This is a genomic window from Rhodobacteraceae bacterium M382 (assembly GCA_025141015.1).
Taxonomy (GTDB): Bacteria; Pseudomonadota; Alphaproteobacteria; order Rhodobacterales; family Rhodobacteraceae; genus Aliisedimentitalea; species Aliisedimentitalea scapharcae.
This window is the reverse complement of sequence record CP081098.1, coordinates 3,751,777-3,772,976: the sequence shown is the minus strand read 5'-3', so window position 1 is coordinate 3,772,976 and position 21,200 is coordinate 3,751,777. Positions and strand designations below refer to the sequence as shown.

Genomic DNA, 21,200 nt, shown 5'->3' with positions numbered 1-21,200 from the left:
TACCCCGCCTCCGCCACCCAGAGGAAAAAGACGGGAAACCTGGACGCCCCATGCAGCACATCCCGCTGTTGGAAACCTTGCGTTGGTCAGATCACCGCGCGGCGCACGCAGACAGGCACCATAGGTTGACGCCCCAACTCTTTGGGTTGCTGATCACGCAATCGGCAGCGATCAAATCGGCACGGCATCCGACACAAGGGACAGCGAGATATCGTCCAAAATAATCGCAGTGCCATCAGCGGTTGTAAATTCGACCGCATATAGATCATCAAACACGGTTGGATCGGGGTTTGCGATACCGCCGGGCAGGGTGGCGTCGTCGAAATCGATCTCGAGTGCGGGGGTGCTGGCATTGACTGTAAAGTCAAAGCTATCCCGTTCGACCAGGTTCAAGTAGAAACTGGCAAACGATGTATTAAAGGGACTGACAACTTCGGTCACCCCCAAATCGTAGGTTGTCATGGTCACGATCACGCTCTCACCCGAAGATGGGTTCAGAGAAAGACTGTTCAGGTCAAATGCCTGACCTACGTCTTCTGGCAAAGCAACGGGCAACGGCGGTGGGGTACCGCCGGCCAAGCCAGAACCAATAAATGCTCCGTTTTCGCCGATTACGAGCGCGCTGCCCGGCCCTTGGATCGCAAATTCCGCATCGACCACAGTGGTTTCAACAACAATGAGGTTGCCTTCTTCGTCGCGCTCAGGCGCACCGGTCGAATCCAGAAGCGTTTCACTTGTGGTAATTGTCGAAGGCAATGCGACGAGAATGTTGTCCCCGGGATCGGTGGTCTGACCATTGATTGTGCCGCCAGGGGTGCGCGCTCCAGAAATTTCGTCGGTTTCGACCACAGTGGCATTTCCGGAAAAGACAAACCCTTTGGATCCTGTGATCTGAATGTTTGAATCAGGATCCGAAGAAAATTCTTCGAAATCGAGAATGAACTCATCGGGCACGGGCACAGGATCAGGGGGTGAATCCAATGGATCGACAAAGCTTGCTCGCATCTCGGCATTAACAGTGAAGGTGCCGTCACTGATGGTGAAGTGAAGAACGCCTTGGCCGTTGGTGTCGTCGTCCAGCAAGGCGTCGATAGCGGCCAGGTCGATCGTGACCTCATTTGTGGTATTGTTGAAAGTGACAGTTGGTGATGTCAGTGTCCAGGTGCTGTCGTCATTGCCGACAACAAGATCACCAATGGTAAAGGCCAGCGGGCTTGTTGCCGAATCTGTTCCGAAATAGTCATCTGATGCAAAAGCATCCAGATCGAAAGTAAAGGTGGTCGCTGACGGGTCATCAACGATGATATCCCCCAAACTCCCCCCGCCTGTCGGAGGTTGGTTGGTTGGGTCGTCTGCACCGGGTGTGTCTCCGACCAGGGTCAGCGATACGGTTGCAGTCGTTGTCGTGAACCCGTCCACAGCCAGGACATCGATGGTTAGCGTGTGTATTCCCGTCTCGCCTTCGGACAGGATAGAGTCACCGGCTGCAGGAGGAGACGGTTCGGTCTCCCCCCCTTGTATGTAAAGCTGATCCGGCTCGATCACCAAAACCGGCCCGTCCGGGCCTTCGGAAACAGTGAACAACCTTGGGGTCGTTATCCCAAGGCCAAGGTAATTGTTTGTGATCAACGAATTGGCTGTTCTCGCTTCGATACTGCCATCCGTAACAAGGTCGCTGAGTGGAATGCGGATCGCTCCGTCGCCTTCATCGGCGGTCACAGCCAGATTTGTAACGCCGTCAAAGACCGGTGGAGTAGAGGGTTCATCGGCCCCGTTGATCGTCAAATCGAAGGTGCCTGTGGCTGTGTCGTTGCCCGTATCGCCGCTGTTGTCGTTCACCGTAAAGGTAAACGTGGTTTGGGCACTTTCGCCGCTGTCCAGGCCCAGGATTTCGGGATCAAAGGTGATCAAGCCATTTTCAAAGGGTTGGACCGGGCCGGTGTCATCCGTGATCGTGAACGGGATCAGGGTACCAGCCCGATTTGCGGAGATATCAGAAAAGCTCAGGACGTCGCCGTCTACGTCGTTGGCAAAATCCCTGAGCTGGATCGTGATCAGCCCGTCATCCTCATCGGCGACGATACTACCAAAGGTCGTCGTCGGGGCGTCGTTGACCGGCGTGATCACAAGATCGACAAGAGCTGATCCAGTGCCACCATTCCCGTCGCTGATAAAATACTGAACCTGCGCCGGACCGTTGAAATCCTTGGCAGCAGTAAACCGCATCTGACCGTCATTGGTCAGCGCAGCCACGCCACCTAGCTGAGTGCCGAACCCGGTGATGACCAGCGGCGAGTCGCCGTCGACGTCAAAGTCATTTGCCAGGACGTCGATGACGACCATCCCGTCTTCGAGGATTGGTGCAACAGTGTCGTCAACACCAATTGGATCGTCATTGACCGGGGTGATGGTCACGCCGACAAATCCGGTATCGGTGCCGCCGTTGCCGTCGCTGATCATATAGGTGATCTGATCCCGACCATTGAAATTCAAATTGGGTGTGTACGTCAGGGTGTTGTCGGATTCGACGTTGACCGTTCCGTTGGCCGCGCTGGCCGTAAGGACGGTCAAAATATCCCCGTCAATGTCTGTGTCATTTGCCAGAACATCAATGTTGACCGGAACATCTTCGTTTGTGCTTGCCCGATCTGCCTGAGCCTCTGGCGGATCGTTGATCGGGGCAACGGTTACGCTCACCTGTGCCGTATCGGTATAGCTGCTTTCGGTTCCATTCCAAATTGCATAGGTGATCGTATCGACGCCGTTGAAATTTGTATCAGGCGTGTAATTCAGCGTCCCATTTTCCAGAATCTCGATGCTGCCATTTGCGGCCGTGGCCTCGCGCACAAAAAGCGCCTCGTTGCCATCGCTGGTATCATTGGCCAGAACGTCGATCTCGAGGGTTTTGTCTTCGTCGACCGCGGCCACGTCGTCGTTGGCCGTCAACGGGTCATTGACCCCCACCATGTTGACATTCACCGTGACTGTCGTTGTCTGCGGTATACGCGGAACAAAGGCGGGACCGCCGATAGGGATGGCAATCGCCGGGAAGGTGTCCGTCACACTAAAGGTGATCGTGTCGACGGCAAATTCTCCCGCGACCAGGGAGGTCGGGTTTGGAATGTATAAATAGGAGGCCTGAAAGGCCCGTCCGAAAAAGGTCGGAATCTGCGGATCACCGGTAGGGATAATGGGGGTGATCACCGCGCCGCTTTCGCTCGTAATACTGTCGATGAGGACGGGATCCCCGTCAAAGTCGTAGATTTGGAAGGTTATCTGGGCAGGTCCGTTTTCCGGAATCACCAGATCTTCAGCCACAACAAAGGGGGCGTTGTTCGTCCCATCCAAACGCAGGAGATAATCGGCAAAGCGAATGGCCTCGAAGTCTTCCAGTTCATCCGTACCTTCGTCAACTCGATCGCTGCCGTCGCTTTGGGCACTAGGAGCCAAATCGTGTCTCAGATTGTGAGACATGTCCGAGACGTCGAATTCATCCCCATCGATCCGGGTGACGGCATATTGCAGGATCGACCCTTTGTAGACAGCAATATCAAATCCGCTATCTCCGTCCAATTCGTCGTCACCGGGGCCGCCCATAACAGTATCATTACCAGCACCGCTTTGGATATTGTCACCAAAGACGGACCCGATAATCCGGTCATTCCCCGCAAAGCTGTCGATCAGGACCGGCTGGGGCGACAGGGAAAAATCCAAATCATCATCAAATTGCGTCACCTGCGATTGCTGCAGCGCGGTCAGGGTCGGGTCAAAGGGGCCCGGAAGCGGCGCGATGAAATCAGCACCAAAAGCGTCATTAATCCAGGCGTCATCGGTGCCTTCATGCCCTTCTTCGGGTTCAGAGTCTGGTTCCGGCACATCAGGAATACGGTCCGCCACTGGCCCCCCGGTTCCGCCCTCTCCCGATCCTTCTTCCTCAGGTCGAAGCAGTGCGGACCCAACAACCGGAATAACCGGATCAAGAATTTCGGAATCACCTTCTCGACCATTGTTAATTAGGCGTGGAACCAGATCTGCCATGAAATACACCTTTCGAAAGTATGTTTCGGTTATAGGCGATCATCGGATTCTGACAAAGAAACAATTTTAGGTGCCATTTGCGCACCGGTTTGGCGGTAAATACGGGACCTTCGCTGGCCCAGGTAAAGGACGATGGCCGATTGGCGTGATGAATGGGCAGAGCGCTTTCTGTCTGCTGCCTTTGGGCGAAGGACAACAAGCCGGTCTGGTGTTTCGGGAGAGGTTCCCGGATGCGTTTGTTGGGCGTACAGACGGCTTGGTGGTCGGCCAGTGTCGCACCCAATTTGGGCGTAACACCCGCCCCCACGCCCTCAGAAGGGCACGGTCGGACCCCGTCAGATCACACGCGGACCTGGGTTCTGGCACCATCCTTGGCGCGCAGGGGGCGGGGCGTTACTCCATCAACGCCTCTTCCAGCGGATAGGTCGACAGCAATTTGTACCCGTCATCGGTCACAAGCACCTGTTGTTCCAGTTTGACACCCACGCCGGTTTCGCCTTGTGCGCCCATATAGCTTTCGACGCACAGGACCATTCCGGATTCGATCACACCGTCATAGGGGTTGGCGCCGCGATAACCTGGGTTGATACGTGGGTATTCATCACACATGCCAACCGCGTGGACGACACAGGTATAGGCGTTTTCGCGGTATTCCTCGGGAACCGGAAAGGCGCGGTCCTGAAACTCGGCGAAACTCACCCCTGGTCTGACCAGGTCCAAGTTGTGAGCGATCTCGGCTGCTGCCAGCTGATAGACGTCGCGCTGTCGTTTTGTCGGTTTGGCGGGGCCGCAATGCAGCGTGCGTGAAATATCGGCGAAATAGCCAAAGGGGCCGATCATATCCGTGTCGAACCCGACGAGATCACCGGATTCGACCCGGCGGGGCGACGCCTCCTGAAGCCAAGGGTTTATGCGCGGTCCCGATGCCAGCATCCGGCCATCATGCCAATCGCCGTTGTTGGCGAGGTTGGTGTAGTTCAACAGCCCCCAGAGCTGCAGCTCGCTGACCCCCGGTTTCAACGCCTGCTTCAGTTTTGCGATGCCCAGCTGGGCCACGTCGACGGCCCATTGTATACATGCCACTTCGTCGATGGATTTGATGACGCGGGCCTGTTCCGAAATCAGCACCCCGTCGATGACGTCCAGCCCGCGGTGATTGAGAGCCAGGGTCAGCGATGGGTTGACGTATTCAACAGCGACACGACGGTTGTCAGTGCCGATTTCGCTGAGGAAATTGACCACATCATCGGCCAGGAGCGACGCGCTTTCGCCCAGAACCGGTCCGCCATCAAAATAGGAAAGCGCCCGGTTGGGGCGGATTTCGTCCACCATTGCGGGTGGCGGACCATACAGGCCATGGATCACCACCGGCCCTTCCTGGGGGACAAACAGATAGGTGGTGGGGATGTGCGACTGAAACAGCGCATAAGAGCGATAATCGACCGCGTAGCGCAGGCTGATCGGACTGACGAGAACGCACATGGCAGCCCCGTTGTGTTTCAATTCATCCCGGATCCGACCTATGCGATACCGGTGCATCCGGTCAAAGTCGATTTCGGGCATATCCTTGAAGCGGCTGAGGTCGCTCCAATCATCCGATTGGACCAATTCGTCGGCAAAATGTGTCATGTCAGGATCCTTTCCACGACCCGGCGACCAAAGTCATGGGTGGGTCCCTCCCAATGCGGGCTGAGCCGCCCACCGTCATACGCCGGTGACAACCGTCCCTGTTGCAGCAATTCCAACATACCCAGATCCTCTCGGTTCAAATCGTCCCACATCTGCATCAGCGCGGTGCGGGCGGTGGCGTGGTCATCCGAGGTGGCAGCGTCCCCGATCAGGAAGACATGCAATTCCTCGCGGGTTTTGTCCGGAGCGATGGGATAGCTCACCAAAACGGTGAATTGGTCGGGAAACACTTCTGCGGCAAAATGTGGAAAGCACAGGAACCACAGCCCGCGTTTTGCGTCTGCCTGGGACAGTCCGGGGTAATGCGGCAAGCTGTCTCCGCGACCTTCGCCCAATGCAGGAAAGACATAGTCATTGTAGAAAACATGCCGGTCCCATTCGCCGGACCAGCGCACGTTCATCGGCGCAAAGTCCAGCAGTTTGGGGTGAACGGCAAAGACGTGGTAGCCTTCCATGTAGTTCTCATAGACCAACTTCCAGTTGGCGTTGACTTCGAACTCCAGCTTTCCGGCCCAGCGGATTGCATGGAAGTCATAGCCTGGTGTGCGTTCCATCAACGGAGCCAGCCAGTCCAGCAGCGGTTCCGCATCCCCCGAAACATTGACAAAGACACAGCCGTTCCAGACCTCGCAGCGGGCCTCGATCAGGTCGAGCTTGTCACCGCCGCCGTCCTTGAAAGTATCGGTGATGTTGGGGCCGTTGAAATGCGGCCGGGACCGCAGCTTGCCGTTCAGCCCGTAAACCCAGGCGTGATAGGGGCAGGTGAGAGTTCGCTTCTGGCATGGCTCTGTTACCAGTTTCGCGCCGCGGTGGCGGCACACATTGTGCAGGGCGCGGATTTGTCTGTCGTGATCGCACAGGATGATCAGCGGCGCGCCGCCGATCTCTATTGGTTTCATATCGCCGGGTTCGGGCAATTCGGCCGCCGCGCCCGCAAACACCCAGGACCGGCGAAAGCAATGCTCTTTTTCCAGCGCCAGCCACTCATCCGACCAATAGGCCGCATTGGGCAGGCCGCTGGCCTCTTCGAGCGGAGCAAATGTCCTGGCAAAACCGTCTTCTCCCAGCAGATCCTTGACCCGTTGCAAAATTGGACTGTCCGGGAAAGTACCGTCCATTGGTTGCTCCTTTGAAAAGAATCTTGCGACTCTGGGAAAAATTTGCACAATAAATTTTCATGTACGTCAAGAAAAATTCAAAAACGGACAAAATTGACCCGCTGCAACAACTGGGCGAGGATCTGCGGGCCTTGCGCAAGGCGCAGTCCATGACGCTGGCAGATCTGGCCGAAGCGAGCGGTCGTTCGGTGTCGTTCCTGTCCAAGATCGAACGGGCCCAGGCGCGCCCGTCGGTCACGGCCTTGCAAGAGATCGCCGAGGCGCTGGGGGTGCCGGTGGGCTGGTTCTTTGAAACCGACGGTCCGGCCCCAGCCGAGGAGCGCCCCTATATCGTGCGCGCCGACAGACGGCGCAAACTGACATATTCAGGTCTGTCCGGAACCGATTACATGGGGTGCGAAGATCACCTTTTGTCGGCCAGCCTGGACCGGCAGCTGGCGATGGGGATTTCCACCTACGAGGCAGGCGGCAGCACCGGCGATGATCTGTATACCCACGAAGGCGAAGAGGCCGGAATGGTTTTGAAGGGTGAGATCGAATTGACCCTGGACGAGACGGTCTTTTATCTGAAAACCGGGGATAGTTTCAGCTTTTCTGCCGATATCCCCCACCGATACCACAACCCTGGCAAGGTGGAGGCACAGATTGTCTGGGCCAATACGCCGGTTTCCCTGAAAAGGTAGAACATGACCGAACACGCGCGCGTGGTGGTGATTGGTGGCGGCAATATGGGGGCCGGCGTCCTGTATCATCTTGCCCATATGGGGTGGACTGATTGCGTTCTGATCGAAAAGGCCGAACTGACCAGTGGGGCAACCTGGCATGCGGCAGGATTGGTCAGCCGTATGGTGGGCGGGCAGGCGCTGGGGTCGATCCATGACTATGGCGTGGATCTGTACAAGAGGATCGAAGCCGAAACCGATGTCGGTGTCAGCTGGCACAATTGCGGTTCTTTGCGCGTCGCAACCAGCCCGGATCACATGGACTGGATTAACCATATCCGCGACGCAATACTGGCCCGCGGACAGGACGCGCATATCATCGACGCGGACGAGGTGGCGCGGCTGAACCCGCTGTATGATGTCAAGGCTGCGGGGGTATTGGGCGCGGTCTACACGCCCGATGATGGCCACGTGGACCCGTCGGGGACCTGCCAGGCTATGGCCAAGGGCGCGCGCCAGATGGGGGCCAAGGTGCGGCGCAATTGTCGCGTGACAGCGACGCACCAATTGCCGTCAGGCGAATGGATTGTCGAGACCGAACAGGGCACCATCATTGCCCAGCATGTGGTGAACGCCGGTGGGTATCACGCCCGCCAGCTGGGTCATATGGTGGGGCTGGATCTGCCCATTACCACCATGCTGCACCACTATGTGGTGACGGATGCGGTGCCAGAGTTCAAAGCCATGGCGCATGAAATCCCGGTTACGCGCGACGATCATTTCTGTGGCTATGTACGACGTGAACAGGGCTCGGCGTTGATCGGGCTGTACGACAAACAGGATCCGCAATCGGTCTGGTTGGACGGCTGCCCCTGGGACAGCGTCAACGCGCTGTTCGAACCGAATTGGGACGGTGTCACCCCCTGGCTGGAGAATTGTTTTGAACGGATGCCCGCGTTGATGAACCGGGGCATCAAACGGGTGGTCAACGGCGGCATCACCTATACGCCGGACGGGGCGATGATGCTGGGGCCAGCCCCGGGGTTGAACAATTATTGGTTGGCATGCGGGGCAACGGTCGGCATTGCATGGGGGCCCGGAGCGGGCAGGGCGCTGGCGGAATGGATGGTGGAGGGCAGTGCCAATATCTCTACCCGCGCGTTCGATCCGCGCCGGTTTGGCCTATGGGCGGACGCTGATTTTGCCCGCCGGCGCGCCACTGAGGATTATACCCTGAGACAGGCGATGCCTTATCCGCAGCATCAGCGGAACAGCTGCCGGGACATAAAACGCTCGGGCGCGCATGATCGCACAGCAGCGTTGGGCGCGGTATTCGAAGAAGCAGGCGGCTGGGAACGTCCGCGCCTATATGGCGATGATCCGGTAGGTTGGCGGCGCACCTCCGCTTTTGATCAGACGGCGGCGGAATGCAAGACGGTGCGGCAGCAGGTGGGGTTGGCGGATCTTTCGGCCTTTGCCAAATTCCGCATATCAGGTCCCCGGGCCGAGGACTGGTTGAACGCTGTCTGTGCCAACCGGATGCCACGCGTCGGGCGCATCTGCCTGACGCTTTTGCTCAATCGCAAGGGCACCATCGAAGGCGAAGCAACGATCGCCCGCACCAGCCTGGACAGCTTTCATTTTGTCACCGGTGCCCCGTCCGAGCGCCGGGTCTGGGATTGGCTGACCCTGCACTGCGGCGTGCCGATGGATGGCGTGACGATCGAAAATATTACCGATGAAACCGGGATTCTCTGTCTGGCGGGCCCCAACGCGCGAAAGGTTCTGGCGGCCTGCACATCTGCTGACGTCTCAAACGGTTGTCTGCGCTGGATGGGCTGCACGTCCCTAAATGTGGCGGGCCTGCCGCTGCTGGCGATGCGGCTGAGCTTTACCGGTGAACTGGCCTATGAACTGCACGCGCCGAACGACAAGCTGGGAGAGCTGTGGGATGCGCTGTGGGAGGCTGGGCAACCCCATGGTATCGGGACCTTTGGCACCAAAGCGCTGGACAGTCTGCGGTTGGAGAAATTCTATCGCGGCGGCCATGAATTGACCAATGACGCCAGCCACAAGGATATCTGTCTGGAACGGTTTGCCGCCACGGACAAGGCGTTCGTGGGAAGGGATGCCATGATGGCACGCCAGCCACGCAGCCGCGTTGCCCTGTTGATGCTGAACGGAGAACAGACCGACGCGCTGTTGGGCGAGGCGGTGTTTCTGGGCGATCAACTGGTGGGTTCGATCACTTCGGCGGCTTATGGGCATTGCGTCGGCAAATCCCTGGCCATCGCCTTTCTCGTGGACGTGGCGCGGGCATCAGGAACGGTTCTGACCGTGTCGTTGCTGGGCCAGCAGGTTGCTGCCACGGTTTTGGCCGACGCACCCTGGGATCCCGAGAACGCGCGACTGAAAGCTTGAAACTGCGCCGCCCGGGTGGAGCTCAATTTCCGGCAATGTCTTGACGTGATCTGGGATCGGCACGCTGAGTTTTTCGACCACCGGTTTGATCCCGATGGAGGAGAAATACGGGTCGATCCCGCGGTTCCGCTCCAGAAGATCCTCTAGGATCTCCTGGAATTGGGACACACCGCCCACGACAAATTTTACACGTGGTCATAGCCACCGCCGAGCAGACGGTATTCGACCACATTGTCGTACAGTCGGGGTTCGTTTTCGAACTGGATGAAGCCACTCGCGCAGGTGTCCGGACTATCCGGCCAGTTCTGCCTGATGCGCCTTTGCCATGTCCATCATGCTGTTGAACCGAAAGTTGTATGTCGGCATCTCGCCGGGGTTCATGGTGGCACCAAAGCCTTCCTTGTCGTGGCGGCGGTAGATCCAGCAATTGGCCAGCCCGAACTTGTTGGCAGGTGCATGGTCGTGGAACATGCTTTCGGCGGTGTGCAGGATGTCACCCTTTTCGATCCCCTGACGCGCGAGCATCTCAAGCATATAGTCGAAATTGCGGTCCGCGGGTTTATAGCTGCCGACATCCTCGGCGGTATAAACACCGTCAAAATGCACACCCAGACGCGTGTTCGCGCCCGAGAATGTCAGATTGTCGGTGTTGGTCAGAACCACCAGTTTGAAGTGCCTTTTGAGATAGGTCAGCGCTTTGATCGTATCATCAAAGGCGTGCCAGTGACGCGCTGACATACCATAAGCTTCACACTCTTCCCAGGTCACCTCGACGCCCCATTCTTCGGCCAGACGGCGATACACGACAGGCAGCAGCTCATAATATTTCTTGGCCGGGGAAAAGCGCTGCGATGTGCTTTCATAAAACGCGTGCGCTTCGAGGATGTCATCGCGCGTCAGGCTGCGGCTCACCCGGTCGGTCAGCGGTTTCAGACCGGTGATCATGCCCCCTTCCCAATCAATCAGAGTGCCATAGACATCGAATGTGAGGGCTTTGAAGTCAGACAGTTTCATGGGGTTATCCTTTTACGTCCAGAATGGTGTCCAGGGTTGCGCGAAGGCGGGCAATCAGCAGGTCGACCTCTGCTTCGGAGATGCAAATAGGTGGGGCAAGGCCAATAACATCATCGGCAAAGGCCCGGAAAATCATGCCGTTTTCATAACCGGCCTTGGCCAGCCGTCCAGCGGCATTCTTATCCTTGGCAGGTTTGGTTGTCAGGTCAAATTGTTCGACGCGGCGGCGCGCCGGACGGAGAACACCAAAGACAACTCCAAGCCTACAACTGGGACAGAAGGGTCTGGTCTCGCTCAGTGCGTGTGCGATATAGAAGGCCCGAGAGCCCTATGTGCGGCGTGTGCGCCGGATCGGGCAGGATGGGCCAATCCCGTCCGGGCGGAACCACTGCTGCGGGAAGACCATGTTCAAAATGAAATCCACGTTGAAACCCGAGGAGGCGGCTGCGCTGATCCCGGATGGGGCGACAGTGATGATTGGCGGCTTTATGGGGGTCGGTGCGCCCCTGCGCCTGATTGATGCTCTCGTGGCGCGTGGGGTGCGCGATCTGTCGTTGGTGGCCAATGACACCTTTGTGCCGGGGCGGGGGATTGGCAAGTTGATCTCGGCCCGTGCCTGTCGCCGGATCACGGTGTCTCATATCGGTCTGAACCCCGAAGCACAGGCCCAGATGAACGATGGTACGCTCGAGGTCGAACTTGTTCCGCAGGGCACGCTGGTCGAACGCATCCGGGCGCATGGTGTTGGGCTGGGAGGTATTCTGACGCCCACGGGGCTGGGCACCCAGGTTGCGGCAGGTAAACAAATCATTCACGCCAATGGCCGCGATTTTTTGCTCGAAGAGCCCATCGGAGCCGATTTTACACTGATCGCAGCGCATCAATCCGACTATGTGGGCAATCTGGAATACGCGCTGACAGCGCAGAATTTCAATCCGATCATGGCACTGGCAGGCGCAACGGTGATTGCCGAACCCGAACATATCGTTCCGGTCGGGGTGATCCCGCCGGATGCGGTGCGGACGCCCGGCGTGCTGGTGGATCACCTGTTGGAAAGGGCGCATTGATGGAAGCCAGGGAAATCATTGCCCGCCGTGTGGCACAGGAAGTGCGTGCCGGAACCCTTGTCAATCTGGGCATCGGTTTGCCCAGTATGGTGGCCGGCTTTGTTGCGGCCGATGCGGGGGTGTTCTTTCAGGCCGAAAACGGCGTGATCGGGTTGGGCGCGCGCCCACCCGAAGGCATGGAAGACCCGGACCTGACCGATGCCGGAGGTGGGTTTGTCACCGCGGTGCCCGGTGCTGCGGCCATCGACAGCGCCATGAGCTTTGGCCTGATCCGCGGCGGCCATATCGACATGACGGTTCTGGGTGGGCTCGAGGTCAACCGGTTGGGACAATTGGCCAATTGGATGATCCCGGGCAAATTCGTTCCCGGCATGGGTGGGGCCATGGATCTGGTGACCGGGGCAAAGCGGGTGGTGGTGGCGATGACCCATACCAATCAGGGTCACAGCAAGATCGTACAGGAATGTGCCCTGCCACTGACGTCGTTGCGCCAGGTTGATCTGGTGGTGACTGAGCTGGCGGTGATCGAACCGGCCGAGGACGGCCTGCACCTGATCGAACGGGCACCGGGAGTGTCAGTAGATCAGATCCGGGCGGCAACGGATGCGGATCTGGCCATTCCTGACACGGTGCCCGAGATGTCGCTCTAATACCAGGTGTCAGACGGCGTATCAGACGGCGCGACCGGCATTCAGCCCTTCCAGCACGGCCTCTTCGGCAGTACGGGGGGCAATGCAATCCCCGACCAGATGGTGTTCCAGCCCCATTCGACGGATCATGTCTTCGACAGAGTTGGCCGGGGTATGACCCTGACACAGCACCAATGTATCGACGCCGCCGCAGATGACCGGTTCGTTGCTCATGATATGTTGCAGATAGACGCTGTCTTCGTCCGCGCCGAACAGCCGCATATAGGGCAGGGTTTCGACGCCCAGCCTATGCAGTCGACCGATGCTGGCATCGCGCACATACATCTGAATGGTTTGCCCCGGCATGTACCCGTTGACGGCCAGACGCACTGAATGGCCGTTTTGCGCCAAAAGTTCAGCCACACCAATGCCGATCCAATCTGCGCGCCAATCGGCAACGACAACGGAATTGCCCACATTGGCCTGTCCTTGCAGCACTTGCCAGGCATCGACCACATGGGCGTCATCCCGGCCCTCGAAATCCGGCCAGCGGGGCGTGGCACCGGTGGCGATGATCACTGCGTCGGGGGCGAATTGGGCAATCGTGGCTTCGTTTACCTCGGTGCCCTTGTGCACCGTTACCCCAGCCCGGCGCATTTCGTGCGCCAGATTGGTGATGATGCCACCGAATTCGACGCGATGGGGCAACAGCTGGGCCAGTCGGGCCTGGCCGCCCAATTGGCTCTCGCGTTCATAGAGCGTAACATCGTGCCCGCGTGCAGCTGCCTCGGCTGCGGCCTTCATCCCGCCGGGACCGCCACCAATCACCATGAGACGTCGTTTGCCATTCAGGATCGGGGGGGTGCCCAGGCGCAGCTCGCGCCCGCTGACCGGGTTCTGGATACAGGAAATCGGGTACCCATCGTGGAAATGGCCGATACAGGCCTGATTGCACCCTATGCAGGCCCGGATATCGTCCACCGCGCCCAGGTGCGCCTTGGTCCCCATGTCAGGGTCGCAGATCATCGCTCGGGTCATGCCGCACATGTCCGCCTGACCGGAACCGATGATGCGGTCCGCCTCTTGTGGTTGGTTGATGCGGCCGGTGATGATGGTCGTCAATCCGGTGCGTTCGCGGATCGCCTGACCCAGCGGTGCAGTATAGCCGACAGCCTCGGACATCGGGGGGGCGATATGGATCGATCCGGCCAAGGTTGCAGACGAGCCGGCCACAACGCTGAAGTAGTCCAACATTTGATCTGCCGCGATGCGGTCGCAGGCGTCCAGCATCTCGGGGTGCTCAAGGCCCTCGTGGCTCATCTCATTACCTGACAGGCGCAAACCAATAACGAACCCATCACCGGTCTTGGCGCGGATGTCGGCGGCAATGTCACGGATGAACCGGGTCCGGTTGTCCAATGATCCGCCATAGTCATCAGTGCGCTTATTCACATGCGGGTTCAGGAATTGTGCGGGCAGATACCCGTGGGAAGCAACGATTTCCACGCCGTCCAACCCGGCACTTTGCATCCGCGCGGCTGCATCGCCATAGGCCGAAATCACGTCGGCAACCATGTCCGGTGTCATCGGGCGGGGCAGGACGTGGAACCGTTCGTTGGGCGTGGGCGACGCGCTGTAGGACACGGGCGCGGTGCCATCTTCGGAGGCCAGCATTTCACGCCCGGGGTGGAACAGCTGGGCGATCAGCCCGCAATCATGGCTGTGGATCACTTCGGCCAGTTTGCGATAGCCCGGAATGCAGGCATCGGTGTCGATCCGGATCGGATCGGCGACAAACACCGCGCTGGGGTGCACCAAGGCCACTTCGGTCACGATCATCCCTGCGCCCCCGCGGGCGCGGGCCTCGTGGTAGGCAATCATTGCATCTCCAACGCGCCCTTTTTCCGCCAGATGAGTTTCATGTCCCGTGGACACGATCCGGTTGCGCAGCGTCAGGTTGCCGATGGTGATCGGTGAAAACAGGTTGGGGAAATGTTTGTCTGTCATGGGTGCCTCGGGAGGGTGCCTGGTAGGGAATTGGGTCGGTCTGGATTAGAAGTTCGGCGGTGTGATCGCCCAGATCACGTGGGTTTCCGTGTCAGAAGGGTTGCGATAACGGTGCGGTGTCGCGCTGTTAAAGGCAAAACTGTCGCCTGTGTTCAGCAGGTAGTGGTCGTCTCCGACCCATAATTCGAGCGTGCCGCGCACGACGACCCCGGCTTCGTCGCCTTCGTGAGAATACACAGTGTCCACGCCGCTGCCGGGAGCAAAAACACAGGACAAAAGCTCGAGCTTGCCCCCCAATCCCGGCGTCAACAGCTCGTCCCGGATACCGTCATCATATTCAATCGCGCGGCGCTCTCCCTGACGCACGACCTTTGAGGTGCCGGGGGCGATGGTCGTGGAAAAGAACCAGCCGACCGACACTCCAAGCGCGCGGCTGATCTTGAACAGGGCGGTGACGGACGGGCGATTGTGGCCGCGTTCGATCTGGCTGATAAAACCGGTGGACAACCCCGTGGCCGTGGCCAATTGGCCCAACGTCAGGCGCTTGGCTTTGCGCAGATCATGGATCTCCTGGCCCAGCCGGGGATCCAGTCGCGCGCTCTCCAATGTGTCGATATCGAGGGGGGTGGCCAGCAGCTGACCTTCGTGGTGATTGGGCACAGGAGGACACCGTGATTTGTAAAAATTTGTGCCAATATTTTTACAATCATGAATTTTGTCAATAAAAATGTATATGGCAGGCGTCATGAGACACCCGCCGGATGGTTGATTTCAGGTCAAAGGGGCGGTCTGATGGAATCAGATGTAGTCGAACGCCCATTCGTTGTAGCCCTGTTCCCCGCGATACCACAGAACCCGGTCCGCGCCGGTTTCGCCATGGTTCCAGCGCTGTTTCTGGCCCTGTCCCATGGCCGCGCGCACGACGGCGCGACGTTTCTGGCTCAGCAGAATGTCGCGTGTCAGGGCGGCTTCGTCCCATTTTTCAGATACTTGCCGGGTAAATTCGGCCAGCAGATCACTGTGTTCGGGGTTGTGGGCGAGATTGGTGCGTTCATCCGGGTCGGCATCGACGTCAAACAGCATTGGCCCGTCGTGAGAGGAGGAAATGAACTTGTACGCGCCCTGCCGGATCATGAAAATCGGTACCGGGGTCGCTTCAGCCAGGTATTCTGCATAGACAGTCCGGCCCGGCGACGGGTTGCCGCGGTCGATCAATGTGGTCAGGTCAACGCCTTCCAATGGCTCGGCCTCGGCTGTGATCCCTGCGATTCCATTGAACGTCGGCAGCAGGTCAACCAGCGACGACAGCTCAGAGACCCGTTGCGGGGTGATCCAGGGGGCTGACAGGATCAACGGCACCCGCAGCGCCTTTTCAAAGAAGTGTTTTTTGAACCACATGCCCCGTTCACCCAGCATTTCACCATGATCTGACGTGAATATGATGGCTGTGTTTTGATCGGCACCGGTGGATTTGAGCGCATCCAGAACCCGGGTTACCAGGCTGTCGATATAGCTGATCGATCCATAGTATGAGCGGATTGCGCGCCCGACGTCTTCGTCACTGAACTGGATTCCCAACATGCCAAAGTCGCGCAGCAACCGGGCAGAATGTGGATCATGGTCCTGTTCGGGCAGGGCCCCGACGCGGGGCATGGGGATTTCGACGTCCTGATAAAGATCCCAGAATTCCTTGCGGCACAGATAGGGTTCGTGCGGGTGGGTATAAGAGACCTGCAGGAAAAACGGGCGATCATCGTCCGACCGGGCCATATCGAAAATATGTTGAACCGCTTTGAAGGTGACCTCTTCGTCGTAATCAATCTGAACCGAGCGTTCACAGATACCGGCAATGCGTACGGCGCGCGGATCATTGGTGTCGCGCTTGCCTTCGTGTTCCCAATTGGGGACCCAGGCAAAATCACCGGGATACAGATCGGCTGTCAGGCGTTTTTCAAAACCGTGGAATTGGTCCGGGCCAATGAAATGCATCTTGCCAGACAGGGCGGTCTGATATCCGGCGGCGCGCAGGTAATGGGCGTATGTGGGGATTTCGGCGGAAAACTCGGCGGCATTGTCATAGGCGGCGACTGTCGAACAGAGCTGGCCTGTGGCCATGGAAAATCGCGACGGAGCGCACAGCGGAAAGTTGCAATAGGCGTTTTCGAACACGACCCCGCCTGCTGCGAGCGAGTCCAAAGTAGGCGCATGACAGATCTGATCGCCATAGGCACGCAGCGCCGACGCGGTCAGTTGGTCGACCTGAATGAACAGAATGTTTGGTCTGGCGCTCATGGTGTTTTCTCCGCTGTGTGGCGCAGGGCAATGTCCTGTCAGGGACATGGCTGCTGCGGCCATCATCAAACAGGGCGCGGACGCTGTGAAGGCGTTAAATGACGGATGGCTGCGCCGCGGCGGAAAATTTTGGATCAATTGGGGTGAATGGCGAGCCGTGGAGGACTCGAACCCCCGACCTGAGAATTAGAAGTTCCCTGCTCTAATCCAGCTGAGCTAACGGCCCGCGTTTTCAGGGCCACATTTCTTACACGTCAGCCGCATTGTCAACGCCGCCAGAGGCACGGTTGGGAAACTTTTCTGAACCTAGAGCGGATCAGCCCCCGCCCAGGACCACAGCACCACATCGGGTTGGAACCAGGGGCCTCAGAACAGGTTCTGAATTTCGTGCAATTCGGTGCTCAGACATTGGGCAAAGCTGGTGGCCAGCGTTGATGGCGGGCGATGGGCCGGTTGCAGGATTGAAACCGCCAGCTCCACATTGGGGGTGAAACGGCGAAAGACGACTGAACGGGGCTCTGGACGCGCCTTGATAAACCCGGCCGCGGTGATCGGGTCACAGATACAGGCACACAACCCGTTCTCGACCAGCGTCATTGCCGGCTGAAAGTTGCGCAATTCGAACCGTTGCACAAATCTGGCCTTTTGCACTGCGAATGCTCTTTGGGTGTCTATCAGATTCGGATGTCCGTCCTGCAGGGCGGCCATGGGACGCCGATCCAGATCGGCCGCGGTGATGTCTTCCTTGTGGGCCAGCGGATCATCGGCGGGCAGGGCACACACGCACGCCAGGCGAAAATCTTCGGTCTCCAATGCGCCAGACGGGTTGGGGGTTTCTGACAGGCCAATGTCGTATTGCTGGGATGAAATCCATTCTTCGATGACCGATGACGCCCGCATCATCAGCGAAACCCTGACGTCCGGTTTGTCGTCAAGAAATTCGGCAACCAATTGCGGCATCATCACCGGGGCGGCGGCAGGCATGCAGGCGATCTTTAGTCGGCCCTGCGACAGTTCTCCGATTTCGCGCATGGTGCGCGTCGACAGCGCCAACCGGTCCAGGATTGCTTCGGCTTCCGGCAGAAAATACCGCGCCTCGGGGGTGGGAACCAGTTTTCCGCGCTGACGGCGAAACAGAGCCAGCCCCAATTCGCCTTCCAGATTGGCGATCAGGGCGCTGGCGGCGGGTTGGGTCCGGCCCAAGATTCGCGCGGCTTCTGACACGGATCCGGTGCGCATCACTTCGCGAAAGGCCTGAAGTTGGCGAAAACTGAGGTTCATGGCGCTTTGAATTCCTTGAGGTTTCTTTCATGCCATAAAGCAACTCTATTTAGTAATCAATTTTATCATTTTGACTTTATACTGTCCCGTCGTGACCCTCTCCGGGAACCGCGCAGCACCGTATTGCGCATCTGTTGGAGGGGTTCATGACACGCTTTGCAAGCATCCTGTTGACTGTTCTGATCTGCGTTGTGGCGCTGGGTCAGTTCGTGCAGGTGATCACCAGATATGTTCTGGAAATCCCGGTGATGGGGTTAGAGGAAAGCCTGCTGTTCCCGACCCTGTGGCTGTACGTTCTGGGGGCGGTCAATGCGTCGCGAGAGAACACGCATATCCGGGCCAATGTGCTGGAAATTTTCCTGACAACAGATCGCCAGCATCAAATTCTGGCCGCCATTGGCGAGGTGATCAGCCTGATCATCGGGGTGTGGCTGACCTATTGGGCCTGGGATTTTGCCCAATACTCGCATCGCGTCTGGCGCGAAAGCCCGACGCTGTATCTGCCGACGTTCTGGGTGGATATGGCGCTGGTTGCCGGTTTGATCCTGATGATGCTGTTCACCGTCGGCCACCTGCTGACCCATCTGCGCACGATTTTTGCAAAGGACCGTTTTGATGGTTGAAATTGCTCTCCTTGCCGTCCTGATCCTGGTTGTTCTGCTGACATTGGGTGTACCGCTGCCCTATTGTTTTGGCGCCGGGTTGATGGTGATGTATTACCTCTGCGATGTGGTGATGAAGGGCAATATGCTCTGGGGGTTCCAGCAATTGGGCAACCCGGTGCTGTTGGCCATCCCGCTGTTTGTTCTGGCCGGAACGATCATGTCCGTGTCGGGCATCGCTGCCAGTCTGTTGAACTTCGTCAATATCTTTATCGGCCATCTGCGCGGTGGGCTGGGCGTGGTGGCGACCGTTTCCTGTGCCCTGATCGGTGCGATCTCTGGCTCGGGCCTGACGGGTGTCGCGGCCATCGGTCCGCTGCTGATCCCGGAGATGGAGAAACAGGGCTATCCCCGTGAATATGCTACTGCTCTGATCGCCAATGCGTCCCTGTTGGGGCTGTTGATCCCGCCATCGGTGACCATGATCGTCTATGGCTGGGTAACGGACACGTCGATCCTGGCCTGCTTCCTGGCCACATTGGGGCCCGGTCTGTTGATCATGCTGTCGTTTTCCATCGTCAACATCCGTATGGCCCGCAAGTTTCCTCTGAAACTGAATGAACCGCCCAAAGGCGCGGCCTTCGTGGCCGAAGCCAGCAGCCGCGGATTCAAGGCGACCCCGGCGTTGTTGATGCCGGTGATCATTCTGGGCGGCATCTATGGCGGCATCATGACCCCAACCGAAGCCGCCGCCGTGGCAGTGATCTATGCGATCCCCGTGGGGTTCCTGATCTATCGGGGTCTGGATGTTAAAACATTCCTCGGGGCAGGGCGCGAGGCCGCCACATCCGTGGGCGCGATCATGCTGATGATCCTGTTTTCCATGATCCTGAGCCAGATGTTCGTGTTGGAGAGCATCCCGCAGGCGCTGGTCGAAGCCATCTTTGCGATCACCGATAACAAGATGATCCTGCTGATCCTGATCAATATCCTGCTGTTTCTGGTGGGCATGGTTGTCAATGATGTCACCGCCATCATCCTGATCGCGCCGCTGTTGTTGCCGCTGATGCAGGCCATCGGGGTCAGCCCGGTGCAATTCGCCGCGATCATGGGCGTCAACACCGCGATGGGCGGCGTGACCCCGCCTTATGCGTCGATCCTGTATCTGGGCGCACGCATCGGCAAGGTGCCGGTGACCAAGGTCATTCGCCCCGCCATGACCCTGATCTTGTTGGGCTATTTGCCGGTCGTTTTCCTGACCAGTTTTTGGCCGGACCTGTCGCTCGGGCTGCCCCGTTTCTTTGGCTACTGAATACCACCACTCACATCATCACATACCTCTGGAGGAGAAAACCCATGATGAATTTCCTGAAATCCACCTGCCTTGCCGCAGCTGTGCTGGCCACTGCCGGGATTGCCGCCGCTGATACGCTGAAACTCAGCCATATCCGCCCACAGGGCGCGACCATCGACAATGAATTGCGCGCCTTTGCCGCCAATGTGTCCGAAGCTACCGGCGGCTCGCTGGATCTGAAGCTGTTCCCGGCCTCGGCGCTGGGCGATTACACGTCGGTGCAGGAACGCATTTCGGTGGGTGCTATCGACATGGCCGTGCAGCCTGCCGCGACCGCCGTGGATCGCCGGATGCAGATCAGCGCGTTCCCCTATGTGGCCGCCAACTGGGCCGAAGCCAAAAGAATCTATGGCCCCGGTGGTGCCATCCACGGCGCGATGAAGGAGCTTTACGCCAAGCAGGATATCACCATGCTGGCCGCCTATCCGGTGTATTTCGGCGGTGTTGCGTTGCACACCGATCCGGTTTCACCCGGCGACCCGCTGGCCGCCAAAGGCATCAAGGTCCGCGTTCCTGGCATCAAAAGCTTTCAGCTAACGGCCGATGCGCTGGGCTATATCAGCTCGCCCATTCCGTTCTCCGAAGCGTTCACAGCGGTGCAGACCGGGGTGGTTGACGGTGTCGTCGGATCCGGTGCCGAAGGGTATTACGCGTCATTCCGCGATGTGACATCCGCCTATGTGCCGGTGAACACCCATTTCGAAGTCTGGTACATGATCGTCAATTCCGGCGCTTTGGCCGATCTCAGCGATAGCGACCGTGCCGCGCTGGAAGCCGCCGCGCTGGAATTCGAAGCCACCCGCTGGACCACTGCCGAGGCGGATCAGGGCGCGTTTGAACAGAAACTGGCCGACAATGGTGCCAAGATCGTCGCGCTGACAGACGCCGAACTGGCCGCCACCGCTGATCATGTCCGTGCCCAGGTATGGCCACAGGTTCTGGAAGACGTGGGCCAGGACTGGGGGCAATCGATCCTCGACCAAATCGCGCAGTAAGCTCCCTGATGCGCGACACTGGAAAGGGCGG

The 21,200-nt window shown here is 58.5% G+C and carries 15 protein-coding genes and 1 tRNA gene; 7 read left to right on the top strand and 9 right to left on the bottom strand.

What is annotated here, in order from left to right; all coding sequences use genetic code 11:
• Positions 1 to 171 precede the first annotated feature (171 nt).
• From K3727_17520 to K3727_17510, 3 genes are all read right to left on the bottom strand, one after another.
• Entirely contained in the window at positions 172 to 4,038 is a 3,867-nt protein-coding gene (locus K3727_17520; protein ID UWQ90544.1) for a tandem-95 repeat protein, read from the bottom strand.
• A gap of 393 nt (positions 4,039 to 4,431) precedes the next feature.
• Positions 4,432 to 5,667, bottom strand: a complete 1,236-nt coding sequence (locus K3727_17515) for a Xaa-Pro peptidase family protein (GenBank protein ID UWQ90543.1) — start codon at positions 5,665 to 5,667, stop codon at positions 4,432 to 4,434.
• Positions 5,664 to 6,845 carry an aromatic ring-hydroxylating dioxygenase subunit alpha gene (locus tag K3727_17510; GenBank protein ID UWQ90542.1) on the bottom strand — a complete coding sequence of 394 codons (1,182 nt, stop codon included), beginning with the start codon at positions 6,843 to 6,845 and terminating at the stop codon, positions 5,664 to 5,666. The genes K3727_17515 and K3727_17510 overlap by 4 nt, the downstream gene beginning before the upstream one ends.
• A gap of 59 nt (positions 6,846 to 6,904) precedes the next feature.
• On the opposite strand from K3727_17510, the gene K3727_17505 reads away from it, so the two are divergent.
• Together K3727_17505 and K3727_17500 are read left to right on the top strand one after the other, a co-directional pair.
• Positions 6,905 to 7,528 (top strand): cupin domain-containing protein, encoded by a 624-nt coding sequence (locus K3727_17505; protein UWQ90541.1) that lies wholly within the window; start codon positions 6,905 to 6,907, stop codon positions 7,526 to 7,528.
• 3 nt (positions 7,529 to 7,531) lie between these two features.
• On the top strand, positions 7,532 to 9,928 hold the full coding sequence (locus K3727_17500) for an FAD-dependent oxidoreductase (GenBank protein ID UWQ90540.1): 2,397 nt from the start codon (positions 7,532 to 7,534) through the stop codon (positions 9,926 to 9,928).
• A 291-nt stretch (positions 9,929 to 10,219) separates the two neighbouring features.
• Here K3727_17500 and K3727_17495 read toward each other — a convergent pair whose 3' ends face one another.
• Complete coding sequence (locus K3727_17495; protein UWQ90539.1) at positions 10,220 to 10,942, bottom strand: haloacid dehalogenase type II; 723 nt, start codon at positions 10,940 to 10,942, stop codon at positions 10,220 to 10,222.
• Positions 10,943 to 11,355: 413 nt separating this feature from the next.
• Here K3727_17495 and K3727_17490 point away from each other — a divergent pair, with 413 nt between their 5' ends.
• Together K3727_17490 and K3727_17485 are read left to right on the top strand one after the other, a co-directional pair.
• A complete protein-coding gene (locus tag K3727_17490) occupies positions 11,356 to 12,009 on the top strand; it encodes a 3-oxoacid CoA-transferase subunit A (protein ID UWQ93441.1) in 654 nt (217 codons plus the stop codon).
• Positions 12,009 to 12,659: a 3-oxoacid CoA-transferase subunit B gene (locus K3727_17485; protein UWQ90538.1), complete on the top strand. Its 651-nt coding sequence runs from the start codon at positions 12,009 to 12,011 to the stop codon at positions 12,657 to 12,659. The genes K3727_17490 and K3727_17485 overlap by 1 nt, the downstream gene beginning before the upstream one ends.
• Positions 12,660 to 12,680: 21 nt before the next feature.
• Here K3727_17485 and K3727_17480 read toward each other — a convergent pair whose 3' ends face one another.
• From K3727_17480 to K3727_17460, 5 genes are all read right to left on the bottom strand, one after another.
• Complete coding sequence (locus tag K3727_17480) at positions 12,681 to 14,645, bottom strand: FAD-dependent oxidoreductase (GenBank protein UWQ90537.1); 1,965 nt, start codon at positions 14,643 to 14,645, stop codon at positions 12,681 to 12,683.
• Positions 14,646 to 14,690: 45 nt separating this feature from the next.
• Positions 14,691 to 15,305, bottom strand: a complete 615-nt coding sequence (locus K3727_17475) for an XRE family transcriptional regulator (protein ID UWQ90536.1) — start codon at positions 15,303 to 15,305, stop codon at positions 14,691 to 14,693.
• Positions 15,306 to 15,443: 138 nt separating this feature from the next.
• Positions 15,444 to 16,937, bottom strand: coding sequence for a choline-sulfatase (betC, locus tag K3727_17470; GenBank protein ID UWQ90535.1), 1,494 nt, complete (start codon positions 16,935 to 16,937; stop codon positions 15,444 to 15,446).
• A gap of 148 nt (positions 16,938 to 17,085) precedes the next feature.
• Positions 17,086 to 17,163 (bottom strand) — tRNA-Arg (locus K3727_17465).
• Positions 17,164 to 17,303: 140 nt separating this feature from the next.
• On the bottom strand, positions 17,304 to 18,218 hold the full coding sequence (locus K3727_17460) for a LysR family transcriptional regulator (GenBank protein ID UWQ90534.1): 915 nt from the start codon (positions 18,216 to 18,218) through the stop codon (positions 17,304 to 17,306).
• Positions 18,219 to 18,364: 146 nt separating this feature from the next.
• On the opposite strand from K3727_17460, the gene K3727_17455 reads away from it, so the two are divergent.
• From K3727_17455 to dctP, 3 genes are read left to right on the top strand one after another with little or no spacing between them, the layout of a single operon-like run.
• The gene (locus K3727_17455; protein UWQ90533.1) at positions 18,365 to 18,841 is read left to right on the top strand and encodes a TRAP transporter small permease subunit; all 477 of its coding nucleotides are present in this window, start codon (positions 18,365 to 18,367) and stop codon (positions 18,839 to 18,841) included.
• Positions 18,834 to 20,132: a TRAP transporter large permease gene (locus K3727_17450; GenBank protein UWQ90532.1), complete on the top strand. Its 1,299-nt coding sequence runs from the start codon at positions 18,834 to 18,836 to the stop codon at positions 20,130 to 20,132. Before K3727_17455 ends, K3727_17450 begins: the two co-directional genes overlap by 8 nt.
• Before the next feature lie 44 nt (positions 20,133 to 20,176).
• Complete coding sequence (gene dctP, locus K3727_17445; GenBank protein ID UWQ90531.1) at positions 20,177 to 21,169, top strand: TRAP transporter substrate-binding protein DctP; 993 nt, start codon at positions 20,177 to 20,179, stop codon at positions 21,167 to 21,169.
• Positions 21,170 to 21,200 lie beyond the last annotated feature (31 nt).